Annotated in this window: 17 protein-coding genes and 3 pseudogenes; 8 read left to right on the top strand and 12 right to left on the bottom strand. The window is 59.8% G+C overall.

Translation table 11 applies throughout. The features are described from left to right. Window positions 1-8 precede the first annotated feature (8 nt). From istA to ACVJ19_RS09525, 3 genes and pseudogenes are all read right to left on the bottom strand, one after another. Window positions 9-1,550, bottom strand: a complete 1,542-nt coding sequence (gene istA, locus ACVJ19_RS09535; protein WP_060907903.1) for an IS21-like element ISFK1 family transposase — start codon at window positions 1,548-1,550, stop codon at window positions 9-11. Between the two features lie 169 nt (window positions 1,551-1,719). Beyond that, window positions 1,720-2,074: pseudogene (locus tag ACVJ19_RS09530) on the bottom strand (nucleotidyl transferase AbiEii/AbiGii toxin family protein); the annotation flags it as partial. Beyond that, window positions 2,071-2,736, bottom strand: a complete 666-nt coding sequence (locus tag ACVJ19_RS09525) for a DUF6088 family protein (protein ID WP_014498608.1) — start codon at window positions 2,734-2,736, stop codon at window positions 2,071-2,073. The pseudogene ACVJ19_RS09530 and the gene ACVJ19_RS09525, both read right to left, overlap by 4 nt. 466 nt (window positions 2,737-3,202) lie before the next feature. On the opposite strand from ACVJ19_RS09525, the gene ACVJ19_RS09520 reads away from it, so the two are divergent. Then, on the top strand, window positions 3,203-4,087 hold the full coding sequence (locus ACVJ19_RS09520) for a serine/threonine-protein kinase (RefSeq protein WP_014498607.1): 885 nt from the start codon (window positions 3,203-3,205) through the stop codon (window positions 4,085-4,087). A gap of 19 nt (window positions 4,088-4,106) precedes the next feature. Here the strand turns inward: ACVJ19_RS09520 and ACVJ19_RS09515 are convergent, their stop codons facing one another. Beyond that, a complete protein-coding gene (locus tag ACVJ19_RS09515; RefSeq protein WP_202557294.1) occupies window positions 4,107-4,412 on the bottom strand; it encodes a transposase in 306 nt (101 codons plus the stop codon). Between ACVJ19_RS09515 and ACVJ19_RS09510 the strand changes: the two are divergent. The 4 genes and pseudogenes from ACVJ19_RS09510 to ACVJ19_RS09495 all read left to right on the top strand — a co-directional run. Next, window positions 4,335-4,499, top strand: a pseudogene (locus ACVJ19_RS09510) (Mu transposase domain-containing protein); the annotation flags it as partial. The gene ACVJ19_RS09515 and the pseudogene ACVJ19_RS09510 overlap by 78 nt on opposite strands. Window positions 4,500-4,760: 261 nt before the next feature. Beyond that, window positions 4,761-5,045: a helix-turn-helix domain-containing protein gene (locus ACVJ19_RS09505; protein ID WP_014498605.1), complete on the top strand. Its 285-nt coding sequence runs from the start codon at window positions 4,761-4,763 to the stop codon at window positions 5,043-5,045. Window positions 5,046-5,710: 665 nt separating this feature from the next. After that, a pseudogene (locus tag ACVJ19_RS09500) lies at window positions 5,711-6,605 on the top strand (IS5 family transposase); the annotation flags it as partial. Between the two features lie 73 nt (window positions 6,606-6,678). Further along, window positions 6,679-7,032 (top strand): hypothetical protein, encoded by a 354-nt coding sequence (locus tag ACVJ19_RS09495; RefSeq protein WP_014498603.1) that lies wholly within the window; start codon window positions 6,679-6,681, stop codon window positions 7,030-7,032. 463 nt (window positions 7,033-7,495) lie between these two features. Here ACVJ19_RS09495 and ACVJ19_RS09490 read toward each other — a convergent pair whose 3' ends face one another. The 6 genes from ACVJ19_RS09490 to ACVJ19_RS09465 form a co-directional block, all read right to left on the bottom strand. Beyond that, window positions 7,496-7,921 (bottom strand): hypothetical protein, encoded by a 426-nt coding sequence (locus ACVJ19_RS09490; RefSeq protein WP_223153792.1) that lies wholly within the window; start codon window positions 7,919-7,921, stop codon window positions 7,496-7,498. Window positions 7,922-8,067: 146 nt separating this feature from the next. After that, a complete protein-coding gene (locus ACVJ19_RS09485) occupies window positions 8,068-8,598 on the bottom strand; it encodes a VOC family protein (protein WP_026192141.1) in 531 nt (176 codons plus the stop codon). 105 nt (window positions 8,599-8,703) lie between these two features. Beyond that, on the bottom strand, window positions 8,704-9,552 hold the full coding sequence (locus ACVJ19_RS09480) for an alpha/beta fold hydrolase (protein ID WP_011090907.1): 849 nt from the start codon (window positions 9,550-9,552) through the stop codon (window positions 8,704-8,706). Further along, window positions 9,549-10,427 carry an oxidoreductase gene (locus tag ACVJ19_RS09475; RefSeq protein ID WP_011090906.1) on the bottom strand — a complete coding sequence of 293 codons (879 nt, stop codon included), beginning with the start codon at window positions 10,425-10,427 and terminating at the stop codon, window positions 9,549-9,551. The genes ACVJ19_RS09480 and ACVJ19_RS09475 overlap by 4 nt, the downstream gene beginning before the upstream one ends. A 104-nt stretch (window positions 10,428-10,531) precedes the next feature. Further along, window positions 10,532-11,179, bottom strand: coding sequence for a L,D-transpeptidase (locus ACVJ19_RS09470; protein WP_014498601.1), 648 nt, complete (start codon window positions 11,177-11,179; stop codon window positions 10,532-10,534). Between the two features lie 159 nt (window positions 11,180-11,338). After that, window positions 11,339-11,944: a TetR/AcrR family transcriptional regulator gene (locus ACVJ19_RS09465; RefSeq protein WP_244423860.1), complete on the bottom strand. Its 606-nt coding sequence runs from the start codon at window positions 11,942-11,944 to the stop codon at window positions 11,339-11,341. A 267-nt stretch (window positions 11,945-12,211) separates the two neighbouring features. Between ACVJ19_RS09465 and ACVJ19_RS09460 the strand changes: the two genes are divergently transcribed. The 3 genes from ACVJ19_RS09460 to ACVJ19_RS09450 all read left to right on the top strand — a co-directional run bounded on the left by ACVJ19_RS09460 (window position 12,212) and on the right by ACVJ19_RS09450 (window position 15,441). Continuing rightward, the gene (locus ACVJ19_RS09460; RefSeq protein ID WP_009734588.1) at window positions 12,212-12,796 is read left to right on the top strand and encodes a DUF308 domain-containing protein; all 585 of its coding nucleotides are present in this window, start codon (window positions 12,212-12,214) and stop codon (window positions 12,794-12,796) included. Window positions 12,797-13,053: 257 nt separating this feature from the next. Then, complete coding sequence (locus ACVJ19_RS09455) at window positions 13,054-14,118, top strand: IS110 family RNA-guided transposase (RefSeq protein ID WP_011088795.1); 1,065 nt, start codon at window positions 13,054-13,056, stop codon at window positions 14,116-14,118. Window positions 14,119-14,676: 558 nt separating this feature from the next. After that, entirely contained in the window at window positions 14,677-15,441 is a 765-nt protein-coding gene (locus ACVJ19_RS09450) for an IS5 family transposase (RefSeq protein WP_014498598.1), read from the top strand. 10 nt (window positions 15,442-15,451) lie between these two features. Here ACVJ19_RS09450 and ACVJ19_RS09445 read toward each other — a convergent pair whose 3' ends face one another. Together ACVJ19_RS09445 and ACVJ19_RS09440 are read right to left on the bottom strand one after the other, a co-directional pair. Next, window positions 15,452-16,561 carry an IS630-like element ISBj5 family transposase gene (locus tag ACVJ19_RS09445; RefSeq protein ID WP_011085265.1) on the bottom strand — a complete coding sequence of 370 codons (1,110 nt, stop codon included), beginning with the start codon at window positions 16,559-16,561 and terminating at the stop codon, window positions 15,452-15,454. A 40-nt stretch (window positions 16,562-16,601) separates the two neighbouring features. Further along, a complete protein-coding gene (locus tag ACVJ19_RS09440) occupies window positions 16,602-18,389 on the bottom strand; it encodes an ATP-binding protein (RefSeq protein ID WP_014498597.1) in 1,788 nt (595 codons plus the stop codon). Window positions 18,390-18,418 lie beyond the last annotated feature (29 nt).

Genomic DNA, 18,418 nt, shown 5'->3' with positions numbered 1-18,418 from the left:
TCCTTGCTTCAGTGGAAGTAGTCGCGTCCGCGGATGTTGCCGTGGCGCAGGGGCTGGTGCTCGAAAGATTCGTCGAAGAACGTGCGATCGAGGCCGTTCTGGAGGATCGATCTAATCGAGGCGACGGAGCGCGCCTTGATGAGGATGCCCCTCCGGCAGGCTGCGTCGAGGCGTTCGGCGCCGTAGCTTTTGACGAGCGCCAGAATGCCAAGGCAGGTTCGAAAGCCTTGTTCTGGATGGGGCCGGGCGTCGATCACGGCCTGGAAAAACGCTGCTGTCGAAGGACCGATCCGCTCGCCGGCGGCGATCACCGCGGCGGGGGTCCATTTGCCGTAGCGGCGATGGGCGCTGGGCATGTGGTCGGCGATGGTGGTGTGTCCGCGTCGGTTGGGCGCGCGGGCATGGCTGGCGATCCGCTGGCCCTTGTGGAAGATCTCGACCGTCCGATCGTCGATACGGGCATCGACCAGCTCGCCAATCAGACGATACGGCGCGGAGTACCAATGGCCGTCGACCTCGACATGATAATCGGGAGCGAGGCGGCAGCGCTTCCAGCGTGCGAAGGCATAAGGCTGATCTGGCAGCGGGGTTAGCTTGGGTTTGTCGAGTTCGGCAAACAGTTCGGCGCGGCTTGAGCCGAAGCCACGCATTTGACGAGCATTGAGTTCGTCGACGAGTGTCTTGATGGCGGCGTTGAGCTCGGCCCGGGAAAAGAAGCGCTGATTGCGCAGCCGGGCCAGAATCCAGCGCTGGGCGATTTGCACCGCGACCTCGACCTTCGCCTTGTCTTTTGGGCGCCGCGGCCGTGCGGCGAGAATGGCCGTGCCGTAATGGCTCGCCATCTCGGCATAAGTGCGATTGAGGCCGGGATCGTAGCGGTCGGGGTTGCTGACGGCGGCTTTGAGGTTGTCGCAGACCACGAACGTCGGCGTTCCGCTCAAAAACGTGAACAAGTTGACGTGGGCCCGGATCCAGTCGGCCAAGCTCTCGCTGGGGCAGGCCTCGGCGTAGGTGTAGTTCGAAGCGCCCATCGCCGCGACGAACAGCTTCATCGGCTGCACTTCCCCGGTCAGGGGATCGACGATGTCGATGGTGTCGCCGGCGAAATCCACGAACACCTTCTCGCCGCCCAGATGAATCTGCCGCATCGAAGGTCGGACCCGCCCCTTCCAGGCCTCGTAGGTAGTGCAGAACCACGTGTACCCGAAACCGTCGGGATTAACGGCGCGATACTCCTCCCAGAGCAGGCGACGGGTTACGTTGCGCCGGCGGAGCTCTTTATCGATGTAGCTCCAGTCGGGCACCGGCCGCTGCGGGCTCTGAGACGCTGGTCGTGGGGCCGGGAAAAGCAAAAGCTCCAGGTCTTCATCGGTCATTCCCTCCGGAAGCGGCCAGCTCAACCCAGCAGAGCGGGCGCGGCTCAGGTAGCTGTGCACAACGCCGTTGCTGACGCCCACGCTCCGCGCGATGGCCCGCTCTGGCAGGCCTTGAAAATGTTTTAACCGAAGGACTTCCTTGATCCGGCGCATCGACAATCTCTGGGTAGGCATTGGACTTCCTCGTTAACCACGAGGTCATCCCTAAGCCGGTTGAGTTGTCGGCCGAAGCGCTGCAAGGCTCCGAAAGCCTTGCTCACGATCCCGCGAAATCGTTGCTCACGATCGTCTGAAATCTCTGCTCACGATCCCCTGAAATCCGCGCTCACGATCCCGCGAAACGCGCATCCCGGATCGCATCCAATCGAGCGCGGCGTTTCTTATTCGACAAGATCGATCTCGAGTTCTTCGACTGAAGCAGACTCGTCGAGATCGTTGCGAAACACCGTTATATCGATGTCTTCGGAAAATCTTTCGATCAGCCCGTATGCCTTCGACAGCGACGTCCCGCCCTTGAAGAGAAGGCGCGGACCTCCTGCGGGCCGTTCGTGATAGAGAGCATTGAGGGTCCAGCAGACCCAAAAATCCTTCTCGACGTTTCCGATCGGCGCACCGAGCCGGTTCGCCGTCGTCAGGAAAAGATCAAGCTTCTCGCCGGGTGCGGCGGAGATGACCTCCTTGTAGGCTGCGCTACTCACGCGTGATCCTCCGCCGCGTCGTCAGGTTCGAGCAAGGGCCTGAGAAAGTCCTGCATCCAGATCGGCATAGCTGAAAGACCTGCACGGAGATCGTCGCGAATCTCCTTTCCATGCTGCGGGTTTGCGAACAGCTTGCTGAGGACGTTCTCTACCGCTTGTCGATCGTCCTTCCCCGCCATCATATCCTGCATCCAATAGAGCGCCTGAACGACGCGCATGCCCGGACGTCCGGCCCAATAAAGACGGCTAGGTGCCGCCGACTTGAAATTGATGACCTGCTTTCCAAGTTTGATCGGCTTCAGGCGAGCGTCGACCAGGACCTCGATGCGCGCCGGCACGGCCGTGGTGAGGCCGAGATCATTCGCGGCAGTCATCCCGTCGACCACGACGCGGGCCTGGTCGCGGCGCGCCACAGCCCTGATGACCGCGCGATAGTCGGGGACCATCGGCTTGCCTGTGAGGTTGCTCTTTCGCGGCCGGTCGTAGAGCCCGCGGTCGATGCGGCGCAACTCGCCAGCCGCAACGAGACGCTGCAACGTCTTGTCGACGGCCGCGCGACTGCCGAGATCAGCGAAATCACCGGGTGTCCATACCTCTGTCGGCGTTGCGTCGATGCGGGCAATGAGCCGCGGGCGGAGGTCTGTGGTCGGTTGATCAAGCATGTCCGAAATATGATGCAAATTTCGGTCGTCGGCAAGATTTGTCCGTCCGAACTATGCAGCATTTTTCGGACGTTCCGTTCCCCAAAGAAGCTCATCCAAGGCGACGAAGAATCAGGCAGTATAGCTATAAGTGGTTGATATAAAAAGTTAATTTGCGGTATTTCTGGCTTAATCTGAACCGGTGCCGGGTGGCTGCCTGCGGCGGCCCCGGCAAGGCGGGTAGCTACCAGAGCGGGTGCGGACGCGGAAGGGCTCGCAGGGGATATTTCAGACATACTGCTGCGACCGGCGGATGCCGGTGACAATTCTTGTTAAATTCAGCTCGCCGAATCAGGCTATCCCGCTGCTCGGGACGTTGCCGACGCAAATTTCGATACCATCGTTAGTTGGCTGCGAATACTGAAAATCATTGCATGTGCAAACGCCCGCCGCGCCAAAGCAGATGCTCCATTTGAGCTCATAGTTGATGCCGAGCACATTGAAAAAACTGCGGCCGTTGACGGATCAGTTCGACCTTGGGGACCAATACCTCTCGGCCCCCGGTGGTGAGCCGCTCAAATCGGCGATCATTTCGGCCCACGACAAGCGCGACGACCAGCCAGTCGTGCTCAAATACTGGCAAAAGACCGGCTCAGCGGTCGACGATGATCTTCGTGAAATTTGGCAGCATGAAATGCGCCAGGCACAGCGTGTGCTCGCCTATCCAGGCGCCGACAAGGTCATCGTCGAACTGCTGCGGTACGGCGAGGCGTCGGATGCCTTCTTTCTGGCCATGCCGCGAGATCTCGCGCCACTCGATACCATGGTCAAGCATGCGCGCCCCGATCACTGGCTGAACAATCTTGATGTCCCGCGCTCGCGCATCGTTCTCTGGCGCAACGCCGAGCGTCTGGCGAAGGCGCTTGAAGCCGTCCACAACCAGGGACTGGTCTATGGCCGTCTCGACAGTTCTTCGGTCTTCACGGCGTCTGCCACAGCGCCCGACTTCCGGCTTGGCAGCTTTGAGTGGTGCGTCCGATTGTCGGAGGCGGACAAAGCGCCGCTCGTCGTCTTTGCGAAATCCGCAGGTGCACCGATTATCATGTCGTTCCTCGACGATTGGCGTGCGCTCGGCCTGTTGCTCGCCGGTCTCCTGAAGCTCGATGCCTCGAGCCTCAGCCGTGGGCTCTCAGCCGTGGAGAACGAATCTGATGCGGCAGGTGAGCGGCTGGCCGTCCTCGAGGCCGGTGAGCGAGACACGCTCAGATGGTTGATCGAGCCTGCGCGCCATCGGGCGGTCGACGCCGAGATTGTTTGCAGACGTATCGGGCGCGCACGAAGGGCGAGACGGAGAATGGCGTCGGCTACGTGAAGAAGAACGCGATCGCCGGTCATTCCTTCCCAAGTTGGGAAGCATTCGAGGCGCATCTCGACAGATGGGAGCGTGATGTTGCGAACGTTCGCATCCAGGGCGCGACCGGCGAGGCGCCCCGATCATCCGCTTTGCGCGTGATGAGATACATCGGTTGAAACCGCTCGGCGGACAGCCGTCGTTCGGACCCTTGCGTGAACTGACCCACGTCGTCGGCAATGATTGCGCCGTCGAGATCGACGCGAACAGCTACTCCGTGCCATGGCGCCTTATTGGCGAGCGCATGGCGGTGACGATCGTGGCCGGGGAAGTGCGGATCCGCCATGGATTGCACCAGGTTGCCGTCCACACTGCAATCGGATGGGCGCCGGCTGCGGGTCGTCGACTCCGCTCATCTCGATGGAGTTGTTAGTCGCAATGGCGCGGTCCGCCCGGCTGAGATCGCGGCGGAGCTGGCGGCGTCCCCACCGCCGTCGTTGTTACGCATGCGCGGCGGCGATCAGGGTGAGACTCTCATCCTGATTGTCGCGCTATATACGCACTCTTGCCGAATACGAAGCCGTGGTCGGAGGAAGCTTAGGCGAGTGTGCGCTGCAGGCGGCTTTCGCGAAGAAATTAATAGCGGGACTATAGCCAGTGGTTTGAAGCCCCGGCTTCATGACATGTTTTACGCATGAAAACTCGTGCGATTGTGGCCTGGAATGTGCGTCGAATCCGCGTAGAGCGAGGTATTTCGCAAGAGAAATTGGCTTACGAAGCGGGGGTTGACCGCTCGTATATGGGGGCTCTTGAGCGGCAATCGAAGAACCCGACAATTGATCTTCTCGAACGCATCGCCGAGACGCTGGACGTTCATTTGTCCGAGTTGTTTATTCGGCCGTCTAAAAGTGCGACGACTCCCAAGACCCTGCCTGGAGGTCGCAAGCCGGCGCGTCCACGTCGCAGGAAGAAGAAATAGTGTAAGCGGCAAGCTGAGGCTGTCGGGCGGCGTCGTTCCATGCGAAGTGACCTCAAGGGACATTCGGCCTTCGACAAAGTCATGCTAGCAATGGACCAAGCGTTTATAGAAGTTCGTGGCTTGTAAGTAGCGTACTGGCTAATCTTCGTTACGGATATATTCCTAATCTCGGCTTAGTCGCGCGACCGAAACCTTCGACGACGAGGACGCTAAAAAGAATGATTTGGCTGACGGATGAGCAACGGGAACGCATCCGCAATCACTTTCTGGAGGAGCGCGCTATCGATAGACGACCGGTCGCAAGCCTACTGCGACGCGCCGGATTCTGGAAGCGGTTCTGCGGAGATCGGCGACCAGGCCCAGGACAGCGATGTGCTTAGCGGCCGTCACGACGACGGGGTACGATAACGTGAATGCTTTGCAAAATGGCGGTTCAGCCCTTCCGCAGGATAATCGCTGAAAGCAACCGCATCATCGGCGTGAACATGAAGTAGGCAGTCGTCCGTTAAGAGCGACCAAGCGACTGATGTGGAATCGTAATCTGACAGACCGGCTTTTTTGCGATTGCAGGGTTTTGATGCTTCAGGGATCGGAACCTTCCAATTTCATTTTCAAGATTCCGTCGAATCGCCAGTCATGATTCCGTGGTCGCATCGGAGGGGGTGATGCGGCCGAAGAAGCAGAAGGCGACGGGATCGGGCGATCTGTTCCGGGCCAGGCTGGACCAGATCATCAATATGAAGCACGAGCTGGTTCAGCTCGCCGGCAGGGTCGACTGGGACTGGATCGATGGGGAGATCGCCCCGCTCTACAGCGAGAACGGCCGGCCAGGCATCGCGACCCGCTTCGTGATTGGGCTGCTGCTGCTCAAGCAGATTTACGGCCTGTCCGACGAAGGGGTGTGCGAGCGCTGGGTCCACGACCCGTATTTCCAGTACTTCACCGGCGAAGAGTTCTTCCAGCATTCATTTCCGCACGAGCGCTCGGACCTGAGCCACTGGCGCAAGCGGCTCGGCGACAAGCTGGAGCTGCTGTTGGCCGAGAGCCTGCGGGTGGCGCACGAAGCCGGCGCGTTACGCAGCCAGGACCTCAAGCGTGTCACGGTCGATACCACCGTGCAGCCGAAGGCGATCACCTTTCCGACCGATGCTAAGCTGCTGCACGCGGCCATCAAGGGGCTCAACCGCATGGCGAGGAAGCACGGGGTCAAGCTGCGGCAGTCCTATCTTCGCGTCGCCAAGACCGCGGCAATGATGGCGGGACGCTACGCCCATGCCAAGCAATTCAGGCGGCATCAGCGGCAGTTGCGCATCCTGCACAGCCGGCTGGGCCGGATCATCCGTACGCATACGACGAGATCCCCGTCGGAGGCGTACGATCATCCGCGATATCGGCCGCAAGATCGAAGGTCGAGCTGTGCTCGAGAACGCCTTCGTCCTCCCGCTCAGCCGCGCTTCGCAGATCCGCTCGCAACAGCAGCGTCAGCGTGGCTGGAAGCATTATTCTTTCCACGCCCCGGAGGTGGAGTGCATCGGCAAGGGCAAGGCAGCCGCGCCTTACAACTCCAGTGAAGAACAGCGCCATTGGCGCACAGTCGCGGCCATTGTCATGAAATCTCAAGGCCGCGTTCTCGATGTGGAAGCTCAGATCCGACGAAGAGCTGAGGGCGCTAAAGTCCGACTTGGCGGACGGCAAGGGAATGACGTTGTTCACTAGGCTCTCGCTTTCGAACGACATCGAGAAGGGAGTGCCGAACAGCCCGGCGAAGAGAACGAGTAGATTCTCAGACAAGTACGACGCCTTTGGGATATGCTTTAGCTTCGCGCCATTGGACGGAGGGCGGTCGATGTTCGCATCGACCGGCAGATTCGTAATCTCGATAGCCGCGGGGCGAGCTGACGGAGGAACCTGCTCCGAGAGAAACGGCAGGATATCGGTCAACGCAACGGCGATCTTCGACCGCACTGCGGAGATCTGCGCAAGATAAGATCCGTAGGCGGTGGCAGGATATTTGATGGGAGCTAGTTCCTTCTGCAAAAATGCTTTTGCTGCATCGGGAAGCACGAAGGAATGTATCTGGGTTTTGTTCATGTCCGGATTCTTCCTATGTATTTGCGATGTCGCTTTCTGGCCACCGCACTACGAGATCCGCTTCGACTGTCCGCCGATCGCCCTCTCGTGCCCAAAGACAACCATGGGCGCCGCAAGAACGTAAAACGATCATTTGTAAACTAGGGTGCGTACTCATAAACTCTGCCGCTGAGAGTAGGCGCACCTATGTCCGCTTGTCCCCCAACAACGGCGCGAAAGCGGACATTGTCGGACTTCCGAGATGGGTCGACGCTTGGCCGCGACCGGCGTCAATGTCAGGAATTTCGTCCACTGGTAAGGCGTATGATCCTGCCAGTCGGAATTGACGAGTTAACGGGATGCATCGCGACATCCGCCCGTCAGAGCGGGGCTCCGATCATTCGGGTAACGTTGGCGTCAGTAAATCGGGGGACATCGTCCATAATTGCGTCGGTGTCGGCGGATGCAAGCGCAGCGTGAAGCGAAGCCTCATCGCGAAACCGATAAAACCCGACGGAAACATCTACCGAATTGACGTCTCGAGGGAAGAAGGCGGCGGCGCTTTCGAGGCCATGCTTCTGCCAGCATGCGAGCGCCAACGGTAGATGCACGTCGACATAATAGTCGCGATCGAAGTATGTGCCGCCGCTGCAGGTCACGACCATTGTTGCATTTGCCATCAGACGACTTTCTACAGAACCTTCGCATTCAGCGCGCGTCCGCTGTTTATGATTGCGATCGATATGTATGTCGGCCGCCGGACGGCCCTTGCCCGGTTTACGCGAACCGTGTGAATCGTCCGGCATCGCGCTGCCCCGCCGATTCGGGCACATATCGAGGATGAGACGGCGGCTTGGACTCTGTTTCGAAAAGACGCGCGGAGGACCGAGCGCCCAGCCGGTGCCGTGCAACCTGCATGTCGACGGCGCGAGCCGGCGCCGTCCCGCTCATCTCAATCCTCGTCTTGCCACCTCCGCAAGGCCGTCTGGTCGTGGTAAGGCATGCGATCTGGCGTGGTGATGAATTCCATCGTGGTGCCCCATGGCATTCGGCAGTAACAGACCTTGTTTCCAAGACCTTTCTCGGTTGCGTAAGGAATCGCGCGCGGCGCGGTGAGGCGTGTGCCTCCGGCCTTTTCGAAGCGCGTGACCGAGGCGTCGATGTCGTCGGTGTAGACACCGAAATGCGTGATGCCGAAGTCGCTCGCTCGGATCGGCTGGGCTTGTTGGGGGCCGTGCATTTCGAACAGCTCGATGTCGGGTCCGGTGCCGATCTTGACCATCGCCTGTCCACGCACGACCGTTCCCGGGAACGCTCCGACGGCCCGCTCGAATTCGGGGCCTTGCCGCGGCGGATCCTGCGGCCCGAAGGACTGATAGATCACCTGGCCGCCGAAAGCTTGCACCAGGAACGATTTCGCGGCTTCTATGTCGGGCACCGTGATGCCGATATGGTTGACGCCGCGGATGATAGGTGTGGTCATGACGGGTTGTCCTTTCTGATTGAATTGATCGATCGTGATGAGTGCGGGGCTCTGTTGCCGCAGTGTCGCGATTTCTCCGGCCCACAACGACACGGGCGCCGAGTTTCAATGGGCTCCGATGAACTCGATCAGAGCGGCTGCGACTGCATCCGGCCGCTCGTCCGCGACATAGTGGCTACAGCGGGCGATCGAGCCGCCCGTTACGTTGCTGGCGAATTCCTCGACCATCGGCACCATATGCGGACCAAAGCGATGATCCCCGCCGAGAGCCAGCACCGGGATCTCGAGCGGTTGCTTCTTGTACTCAAGCGCCGCTGCGTGGTCGGCGGCGAGGGTGCGATACCATTCCATGCCGCCGCGGGTGCGGCCGGGGAGCGCCATTGCTTTGGCGTAGATCTCGACATCCGCCGGATCGAAGCTGCTGTGATCGTAGAACCGCTCGGCCATGAAGCTCGAAACATAGTCGTATTCACGGCCATGGATCAGGCGCTCGGGGAGATCCCGGCTCATGTGGAAACCAAAGTGCCAGAGCGTTGCGATCGTCGCCTCCCATCCGCTCCAGCCGGGAAGCGGAACGTCCAGAACGGCCAGGTGGGTTACGGCCTCTCGATAGACAGCAGCCAGCGGCAAGGCCACCATTCCGCCGATATCATGGCCGCACACTGCGTAGCGTTGATGGCCAAGGGCAGCCATCACTTCGTGCGCGTCGCGCGCCATTGTCGCCTTGTCGTAGCCGCCGAGCGGACAGTCGGAAAAGCCGGCGCCGCGCAGATCGATCGCGACCACGCTGAAATGCGCGGCCAGTTGCGGCATCACATGGTGCCATTCCCACCATGTTTCCGGCCAGCCATGCAGCAGAAGAATCGACGGGCCTGAGCCGCCCGTGACGGCGTTGATCTTGATGCCGTTCACCGGCACCAGCTGTTGGGCAAAACCCTTCAGAGTCGCGATCATGGTCGCTGTCCCGTCGATGTTGACGTTCGATCGGAGCTCGCGACCCGCGTTCCGGGCGGGTCGAAATCGGTAGCGATCGTGATGTCGTGCCAGGCGTCGATATCGCTGCGGAAGGCAGCCAGCTTTCGCTCGGCGGCAGCATGCGCGACCGGGCCGAGCGGCAGGTGAAGCGGGGCGTCGTCGTCGTCGACGGCGCGCAGGATCACTGCGATCGCCTTGTCGGGGTCGCCCGCCTGATTGCCGTTATTGGTTTCGCGATAGTGCCTGCGCGAGGTCCCGGCATATTCCGGCATCTCGTTGGCGGCGACTGTGATCGAACGGCCGAGGAAATCGGTGCGAAACGGCCCAGGCTCCACGATCAGCACTCGGATGCCGAACGGCTTCAACTCGCTGGCGAGCGCTTCGGAAATCCCTTCCACGGCGAACTTGGCGGCGTTGTAGTAACCGCCGCCTCCGCCGCCCGAGATGCCGGCGACGGACGACATATTGACGATCGCTCCGCCCGAGCGCCGCATGACGGGCAGGGCGGCTCTGGTGGCTTCGATCAAACCGAAGAGGTTTACCTCGAACATCGGCCGGTATTCGTCAGACGTCCCCTCCTCAATCGCGCCATGCAGTCCGTATCCGGCATTGTTGACGAGCACGTCGAACCCGCCGAAGGTCTCGACCGCTTTTGCGACCGCGGCCTTGGCTGCCGCCGCATCGGTCACGTCCAGTGGCACGGTGATCATGCGGCCGTCGAAAGGCTCGGCCATATCCTCGATCGTCTTGACACTGCGGGCCGTCGCGACGACCTGATCGCCGCGCTCCGCCGCCGCGAGCGCGAGCCGCTGGCCGAAGCCGCTTGAGCAGCCTGTGATGAGCCAAGTCTTCATGCTTTCTTCTCCGAGTTGTTATCAGACGATGCAAATCGTTCGCCGCTATTGCGACCCGTGATATCGGCCAAGGCCGACCGACTCTCTGCGATCAGAGGCCATGCTCAAGAACTCACCGCTCGGCCGCCCTGGATGACGACGACGCGGCTGCCGATCTTGACCCGGCTATAGAGATCGATGATGTCTTGGTTGATGAGTCGAATGCATCCGCTCGAAACGGCGCGACCGATCGTCTCCGGCTCGGTCGTCCCATGAATGCGGAACATCGTGTCCCGTTCGCCCTGAAAGAGGTACAGCGCGCGTGGTCCAAGGGGATTGCCAAGCCCGCCGGCCATTCCGCTGGCGAGATGGCCATAGCGCGCAGGCTCCCGATTCATCATGTTCTTGGTCGGAGTCCAATGCGGCCATTCCGCCTTTCGCCTAATGGTCGCGGTGCCTGCGAAAGCGAGACCATCCTTGCCAACGCCAATGCCGTAGCGCATGGCCTTTCCGTCGCCCTCGACAAGATAGAGCTGATGAGCAGCCGTATCGATGACAATCGTCCCGACAGGCTCATTCGTCGTATAGTCCACGCGCTGGCGCAACATCGCCGGATCGACGCCGGATATGTCGACGGCTGGTAAGGTGTAAACTCCGTCGACGAGTTGCGCGTACTCACTCGGCGTGCTGATGATATCGGCCTCGACGAGGCCGCTGCGACTGGCACAACCCGAGAGAACGATCGCCATTGCACCGAATACCGAGAACCGCATAGAGCGCCTGGCATCTGAGTTCCTCATATCGAACCGTAACCTTCGCCGCAGTCCAATCGGTGACTCTGTTGCTGATATCCGAACATTGAAGCTCCCAGGAAAGCCAAGCGTGCCATCGGCACAACTGCAATAGGAACCAATTGGTTCCTAATTTTGCTTTTAAAAAAGCATCTCCATCAGGAGATCGGCATCTTTCAGCATCTCGTCGCGGCGTGATCCAACTTTACCAAGCACCCGCATGCCTTGTGCATGTGAGACGATAAAGTGCGCGATGACTTCAGGATCGGACCTATTGGCGATTTCGCCGGCGGCCTGTCCTTTCGCGATCGTTGCAGCGAACAGGGCTTGAAGCCTGGAGAAAAGACGCTTGATCACCTCTGCGATGTCGGGATCTCCCGGCAACATCTCGGCAGCCGTCAACACACCGAAACAACCGCGCACCCCTTTTTTCCCAGACGACAAATCCGCATACCGCACCAACGCGTTGCGGATTGCCGCCTTCGGCGAGGGGGCTGATCGCAGAACCTCCTGGACGTTTCGTACGCCATCGTCGGTGTAGAACTCGAGGGCGCGCAGGAAGACAGATTTCTTGTCACCGAAAGCCTTGTAGAAGCTGCCCTTCGAAAGCTGCATTCCGGCAAGCAGATCAGGCAACGATGCGTCGTGAAACCCACGATCCCAAAAGATTTGCATCGCTCGCCTCACCGCCTCGTCGAGATCGAATTCACGGGGGCGTCCCACAGGAAGTTTGGTATTGATGGTCATCATACGGGCAATATAAACCAAACGGTTCCTAATTGCAATAGTCGATTTATATGCAGGCCTGCGTTGCTCAGGCTGTGAGGACCGTCCAAAATTTTCGTTCGGCCTCAGTAACGGCTCCCGGCATCGCCTCGTAGTTGGTTACATCCTGTCCGACGCCGCCTCGCAAAGGAGGCGAAACGACAATCATGATGCTTCCCCTCTGCTACGCCGTGGCGTGAAAACATAATGACCAGGCGGACGGGTAACTGCCATCCAGGAAGAGACCACATGACGCTCAGCACTACACGTCCTTCTCCGAAAGCCAATGCCTGGCTCAAGCGCTACTATTTCATTCGCTCTGCCGTCGCGGCTCTATGGGCGGTTGCGGCCTTGACGATCGCCAGAGACCGTTCCCATCTCGCGGCCATCCTGCTGGTTGCCTATCCCTTGTGGGATGCCCTCGCCAACTATCTCGACGCGCAACGCAGCAGTGGGCTTGCTTCGAGCAAGAGCCAGATGGTCAATGTCATCATTAGCATTATTACTGCAATAGCGGTCACCATCGCGCTGACGCGGAGCATGAATGCCGTGCTTTTGATCTTCGGGGCATGGGCGGTCGTCGCGGGGCTTCTTCAGCTTGCGACCGGCGTGGGCCGCTGGGGATCGGCCGGCGCACAATGGGCGATGATCCTCAGCGGCGCACAGTCGGCGCTGGCGGGGTGCTTCTTCGTCTACCGGGCGGGGGTTGTTACCAATGTCGGGATTAGTGACGTTGCCGGCTACGCCGCGTTCGGTGCCTTCTACTTTATGGTTTCGGCCGTTTGGCTATGGAGCACCGGCTTGCGTCGCTCTTCTGTGCAAACCACTGCGTAGCACACGTTTGACGGACCTTCATCATGAAGGACCGGCAGCTGTCTTCGATACCGCCGGTTAGCCGATTGATGGTCCCCGCATCAGCCGTCAGGACGGCCCAGCCATCGCGCTGGCGCCGTCCTATCGAGAAAGATCACCACGTTGGCTACTTCGCGGGGCTCGGCGCAACGCCTCAGATCTGCTAATGGGATGGTCCGGCCGTGCTCCTGCCCCGCCAGCGATAAGCTGGCCAGGGGCGCCAAGACAAGGAGCACGCCATGTCCCAGACACCCAGTACTGCGATCGCCGTGATCGGCATCGATATCGGCAAAAACTCGTTCCACGTCGTGGGCCACGATACGCGCGGCGCCATCGTGCTGCGGCAAAAGTGGTCGCGTGGCCAGGTGGAGGCGCGGCTCGCCAATATGCAGCCTTGCCTGATCGGCATGGAAGCCTGCGTCGGCGCACATCATTTGAGCCGCAAACTCGCATCGCTAGGTCACGATGCCAGGTTGATGCCGGCCAAATATGTCCGCCCTTATAGCAAAGGACCGAAGAACGACTTCAATGATGCCGAAGCGATTGCCGAAGCCGTGCAACGCCCGACGATGAAGTTCGTGGCGACCAAGACCGCGGAGCAACTGGATCTGCAGGCGCTGCATCGGGTGCGCGAGCGGCTGGTGTCGCAACGCACCGGCATCATCAACCAGATTCGCGCCTTCATGCTGGAACGCGGGATCGCGGTGCGCCAGGGTATCGGCTTCCTGCGCACAGAACTGCCCACCATCCTTGCCACGCGCACCGATGCCCTGTCGCCACGCATGTTGCGTGTCATCGAGGAGTTGGCAGGCGACTGGCGCCGGCTGGATCAGCGCATCGATAGCCTCTCCGGCGAGATCGAAGCACTGGCCCGTCAAGATCAGGCATGTTCGCGCCTGATGACGGTGCCTGGCATCGGGCCGATCATTTCGAGCGCCATGGTAGCCGCGATCGGCACTGGAGACGTCTTCTCCAAAGGCCGTGACTTCGGCGCCTGGCTCGGACTGGTGCCCAAGCAGATCTCGACGGGAGACCGCACGATCCTCGGCAAAATCTCAAGGCGCGGCAATCGCTACCTGCGCGTTCTGTTCGTGCAGGCGGCATGGGTGGTGCTGGTCAGGATCAAGAACTGGGAACGTTACGGACTCAGATCCTGGATCGAAGCCGCCAAGAAGCGATTGCACCACAACGTGCTAGCGATCGCACTCGCCAACAAGCTTGCCCGCATCGCCTGGGCGGTGCTGGCTAAAGGACGCGCCTTCGAGCTGACAAGGACCAACGATGCAGACGTCCAATCCGCTTGATCGTCGCGCCGTGCTCGGGGCGGTCAAGGCGCGGCCTGGCAACGCCGGAGCCAGCCGCAAGCAAAGCGCAACGGCCGGCCTTGACCGCCCGTGCGCGCGACGCGACGCACGTCCTGCGGGCCGGGACGAAGGAACGGCCCCCGGCTCGAACACAGGAACTGCGAGGTAGGAGGAGCAAGCGATGACGTAACCCCATCAACAGGTTCCAGCCAAGGTCTGCGAGAGGATGAGACGAGATGGAGGTTCGGTCTTCCCGGCGCATGCGAACACTGGTGACCCAAATGGCCCAATCGAGGCCTGTCCGCTAATGAGAACGCACGCGCGCTGATATCCATGATGGCCCGGAGAGAATGCTCCAATCAAAGGCCGGATACATTGATGCAAGACCACTCACCACCTGATCGACGAACCTCTTGCTACGCACGGCCGGACCATACATTGGGTCAGGAACGACAAAACTCAAGGTGAGCATAATCGGTCGGCTTTCGAGTGCATAGCGACCAGTTGAGCCCGACAGCCGAGCCATGATTCAAGCCACACAACGGAAGGGGCCGAATCATGCGCTACGAACTCACGGACTATGAGTGGTCCGTCATTAAGCCGATGTTGCCGAATAAGTCGCGCGGCGTGCCGCGGGTGAATGACCGTCGTGTCCTCAACGGCATCTTCTGGGTCTTGCGATCCGGAGCGCCATGGCGCGACCTGCCAGAAAACTTCGGTCCGTACACCACTTGCTACAATCGATTCGTTCGCTGGCGACGGGCCGGCGTGTGGGCCAAGCTCATGAGCGCACTGGCCGGCGCCCATGATGCTGCCGTGCAGATGATCGACACTTCCATTGTTCGCGTACATCAACATGGGGCCTGCATCACAAGAAACTGGCGTCAATCGATGGGAAGGTCACGCGGCGGTCTGACGAGCAAAATCCACGCGGTGGTCGACAGCAATGGTCTACCGGTACAACTTGCGTTGAGTCCTGGCGAGGCGCACGACGTTCGACTTGCCGGTAAACTGCTCTCTCGTTTGAGATCCGGATCAATGCTGCTCGCCGACCGCGGCTACGACGCTGACTGGATCAGGGAGCTTGCCATGAAAAAGGGCGCATGGGCCAATATCCCGCCGAAAAGCAATCGGACCGATCCGATCTGCTTCAGCCCGTATCTCTACCGCGCCCGCAACCGCGTCGAGCGGTTCTTCAACAGGATCAAACAATGCCGTCGGGTGGCGACGCGCTACGACAGGCTTGCTGGAAACTACCTTGCCTTCATCCAACTTGCATCTATCCGGCTATGGCTCGCCGCTCGTTATGAGTCCGCGCCCTAGTCACATGAATCTAAAGTTCGCCACATAAAGTCTGCTGGGCTTTGTGGCAAAAGCGTTTGACGGAAGCCAAGATCTGGTCTGCGGACTTGGTCCATTTGAAGGGCTTCGGGTTGTTGTTGTGCAATTCGATGAAGGTACGGATGTCGGCTTCGAGCTGCCTGACGGAGGTGTGAACACCTCGCCGGATCTGCTTTCTGGTGAGTTCAGCGAACCAGCGCTCGATCTGATTGATCCACGACGCGGAAGTCGGCGTGAAGTGGACATGATAGTGCGGCCGGCGAGCGAGCCACGCTTTAATCTTGGGGGTCTTGTGGGTAGCGTAGTTGTCCATGACGATATGGACAGCGAGCCCCTCAGGGATTTGAGCGTCGATCTCTTTGAGAAACTTCAAGAACTCGAGCGCCCGATGGCGCTTGTAGCATTTGCCAATGACGAAGCCGGAAGCGACATCGAGCGCGGCAAACAGCGTGGTCGTACCATGCCGCACATAGCTATGCGTGCGACGTTCCGGCACCCCAGGCATCATCGGCAAGACCGGCTGCTCGCGATCGAGTGCCTGGATCTGGCTTTTCTCATCGACACTGAGGACAACGGCTCGGTTAGGCGGCGACAGATAAAGCCCGACAATATCGCGCACCTTATCGACGAATAGCGGATCGCTCGATAGTTTAAATGTCTGGCTGCGGTGCGGCTGCAAGCCGAACGCCGTCCACATTCGGCGGATCGTGGTGTGAGAAAAGCCAGTATCCGCAGCCATCGAGCGGATCGACCAGTGCGTTGCGTCGGGCGGCGTCGTACGCAATGTCCGCTCGATTACCTCGGCAACCTGATCATCGTCGATGGTTCGAGGGCGGCCCGGGCGGGCTTCGTCAAGCAGGCCATCACAACGATCCTTCAAGAATCGGCGGCGCCACTTGCCGACGGTGTGTTCATGGATGCCAAGTTCGGCAGCCACAGACTTGCTTGGCAGACCATCTGCACACCGCAGGATCGCGCGGCATCGCTCAGATAGCGATCGGGCTACACGATGACGACGAACTTGCCTCTCCAAGTACGCCCGCTCCTGCGAACTCAGCACCAACGGCGCGATCGGCCGGCCTTTCACACCTGCATTCGCCACGAGCGCTCTCCTCTCTAGAGATCCGAGCGATCAACTAATGTCACGAACTTCCGTTCCAGATGACTAGTTCGTGAAATATCTCGTCGGTGGCCATCTCAACGAGAGGCTTCACGTTCCCAAGAGCGACAAACATCCTCAGGAGAAGAAAAACTCTTTGACGGTCGTGATCGTTGGGTAGTGCCTTTATAAGGAGGTCGCGAATGGCCTCGCGTGCATTTTGCAGATGCTCACCCCCGGCGTCACTCAGGTAGGTGCGGCCGAGCGGTCTCATCGCATCGTGAATCTTGAAACGATCGACACCGAAAATCTGGATTGTACCGCTTGTTCGCAATCGCCTGAATGCCGTGGCCGCGATCTCCGGCTCGAGGTCGAAGGCGCGCTTCAATACGACACTGGCTTCGGATTGAGTCAGTGGGACGTCGCTGAGACTGAGCGCCGCGACAGCGCGGCGCTCAGGGTCGTTAAATCTGTCGAAGACATCTGACAGAATAAGTTCTTGCGCAGTCTCGACAATATGGGTGCGGTCCTCAAGCGCCGCGCAGACTCGGGTGACCACCCCCTCGTAGCTTTCAGCCGCAATTTTCAGCGCATTCTGGACGTAGAGCGGCAGCCCACCAGTGATTTTCAACAAGCGCTCATAGTCTGAGAAATCCCCACGGCATCCGAGCGACGCTCCCTCGGCCGCGGCCGTCTCATTGGACCAGCCGAGAAGCAACTCCGCCTTCACGCCAAGCGTTGCCTCGATTCGGGCGATCGTTGCGCTGGGCTGGGCGAGAAGCACAAACTGCAGCTGATCGGAGGCCCCGACCAGCGAAACCAAATCCGCGGCTGCAATGCGATGCGCGTTATCCAACACCACAGTCGCGGTGAGTTTGTCCTCGGCTAGGTGGCGACCGATCGCAAACAGGATTTCGGTGCCGCTTGCGCCCGGTAACAAGATCTCGCCTAGCTTGCCGCCACGCGATCCGAAGATGCGAGCTGCAAGTTCGCGTGCGACGGCATTGGCCAGCGCAGGGCCGGATATCTCGGCAATATCGTAATATGCCAGACGGTCAGAAGTATGCAGAGCTGTCTGAGAAACCCAGGACGTCTTTCCTGCACCGGAGAGGCCGACGACGAGCCGCACGCGTTGGCCATTTGCCAGATTTGGTTCATGTTCCTGCGGACGATATCGAAGCGGCGGAGCAGGAAAATCTTGGAGTTGGACAACAAGCTGCTCGAAGAGTGCCGGTAATTCCTCAACCGTGAACGTGTGATTGGAGCTTGGCTCAATCCCACCCGCTGCTGCCATCATCCGGCCAGCGATTTTCCAGACGAGGGTTTCTGGAGCCAATACGGAAAAAGGAAGCGTTTCGGCAGCCGCTCGGCACGCCTCGAAACCATCCGCGATGGTCCTCCACGGCAAGGGAAGGGCTTCGTCTACCGCCGGTGATTGCGGCCAATGGAGCCTGGTGTCGGACGGCCATTCTTTACCTGTGATAAGCTTGGCAAATTCCGGCCCAGGCGCACTATTCGATACTATGACGAACTGGCATGAACCGCTCCGTCGACCTTCCTCGTGCTCCTGTCTAATAGCCGCGAACCTTGAGAGTGCGCCATCAATGTCGCTTAGAATAAGGTTAGATGCCCGAGTTTTGACTTGTAGGTAGATTCGTCTGTCAGGCTGGACGAGTTCGACGTCTTCATCATTCTCGACGATGACATGGGTCACACCGGCCCGGGCAGCATCAAACAGACACGCGGCGGCATAGAGGTGCTGATAGAGGAACCCGCGATGAACGGCTTCGATCCGGGCAAGTTGACGGGGATCAAGGTTGAACGTTTCCATATCTGGCGGTCTCGTTATGGCTCAATAAA

Source organism: Bradyrhizobium sp. USDA 376 (assembly GCF_054063675.1).
The sequence above is the reverse complement of the archived record's forward strand: the minus strand, read 5'-3'. Positions and strand labels throughout refer to the sequence as shown.

Coding starts and splice junctions, on each gene's coding strand:
- ACVJ19_RS09450 (WP_014498598.1), top strand. CDS start 14,677: ATGCGCTACGAACTCACGGACTATGAGTGGTCCGTCATTAAGCCGATG.
- ACVJ19_RS09520 (WP_014498607.1), top strand. CDS start 3,203: ATGCCGAGCACATTGAAAAAACTGCGGCCGTTGACGGATCAGTTCGAC.
- ACVJ19_RS09480 (WP_011090907.1), bottom strand. CDS start 9,552: ATGATCGCGACTCTGAAGGGTTTTGCCCAACAGCTGGTGCCGGTGAAC.
- ACVJ19_RS09525 (WP_014498608.1), bottom strand. CDS start 2,736: ATGCTTGATCAACCGACCACAGACCTCCGCCCGCGGCTCATTGCCCGC.
- istA (WP_060907903.1), bottom strand. CDS start 1,550: ATGCCTACCCAGAGATTGTCGATGCGCCGGATCAAGGAAGTCCTTCGG.
- ACVJ19_RS09465 (WP_244423860.1), bottom strand. CDS start 11,944: ATGACCATCAATACCAAACTTCCTGTGGGACGCCCCCGTGAATTCGAT.
- ACVJ19_RS09470 (WP_014498601.1), bottom strand. CDS start 11,179: ATGCGGTTCTCGGTATTCGGTGCAATGGCGATCGTTCTCTCGGGTTGT.
- ACVJ19_RS09485 (WP_026192141.1), bottom strand. CDS start 8,598: ATGACCACACCTATCATCCGCGGCGTCAACCATATCGGCATCACGGTG.
- ACVJ19_RS09490 (WP_223153792.1), bottom strand. CDS start 7,921: ATGCCGGACGATTCACACGGTTCGCGTAAACCGGGCAAGGGCCGTCCG.
- ACVJ19_RS09495 (WP_014498603.1), top strand. CDS start 6,679: ATGTGGAAGCTCAGATCCGACGAAGAGCTGAGGGCGCTAAAGTCCGAC.
- ACVJ19_RS09455 (WP_011088795.1), top strand. CDS start 13,054: ATGTCCCAGACACCCAGTACTGCGATCGCCGTGATCGGCATCGATATC.
- ACVJ19_RS09475 (WP_011090906.1), bottom strand. CDS start 10,427: ATGAAGACTTGGCTCATCACAGGCTGCTCAAGCGGCTTCGGCCAGCGG.
- ACVJ19_RS09515 (WP_202557294.1), bottom strand. CDS start 4,412: ATGGCGGATCCGCACTTCCCCGGCCACGATCGTCACCGCCATGCGCTC.
- ACVJ19_RS09505 (WP_014498605.1), top strand. CDS start 4,761: ATGAAAACTCGTGCGATTGTGGCCTGGAATGTGCGTCGAATCCGCGTA.
- ACVJ19_RS09460 (WP_009734588.1), top strand. CDS start 12,212: ATGACGCTCAGCACTACACGTCCTTCTCCGAAAGCCAATGCCTGGCTC.
- ACVJ19_RS09440 (WP_014498597.1), bottom strand. CDS start 18,389: ATGGAAACGTTCAACCTTGATCCCCGTCAACTTGCCCGGATCGAAGCC.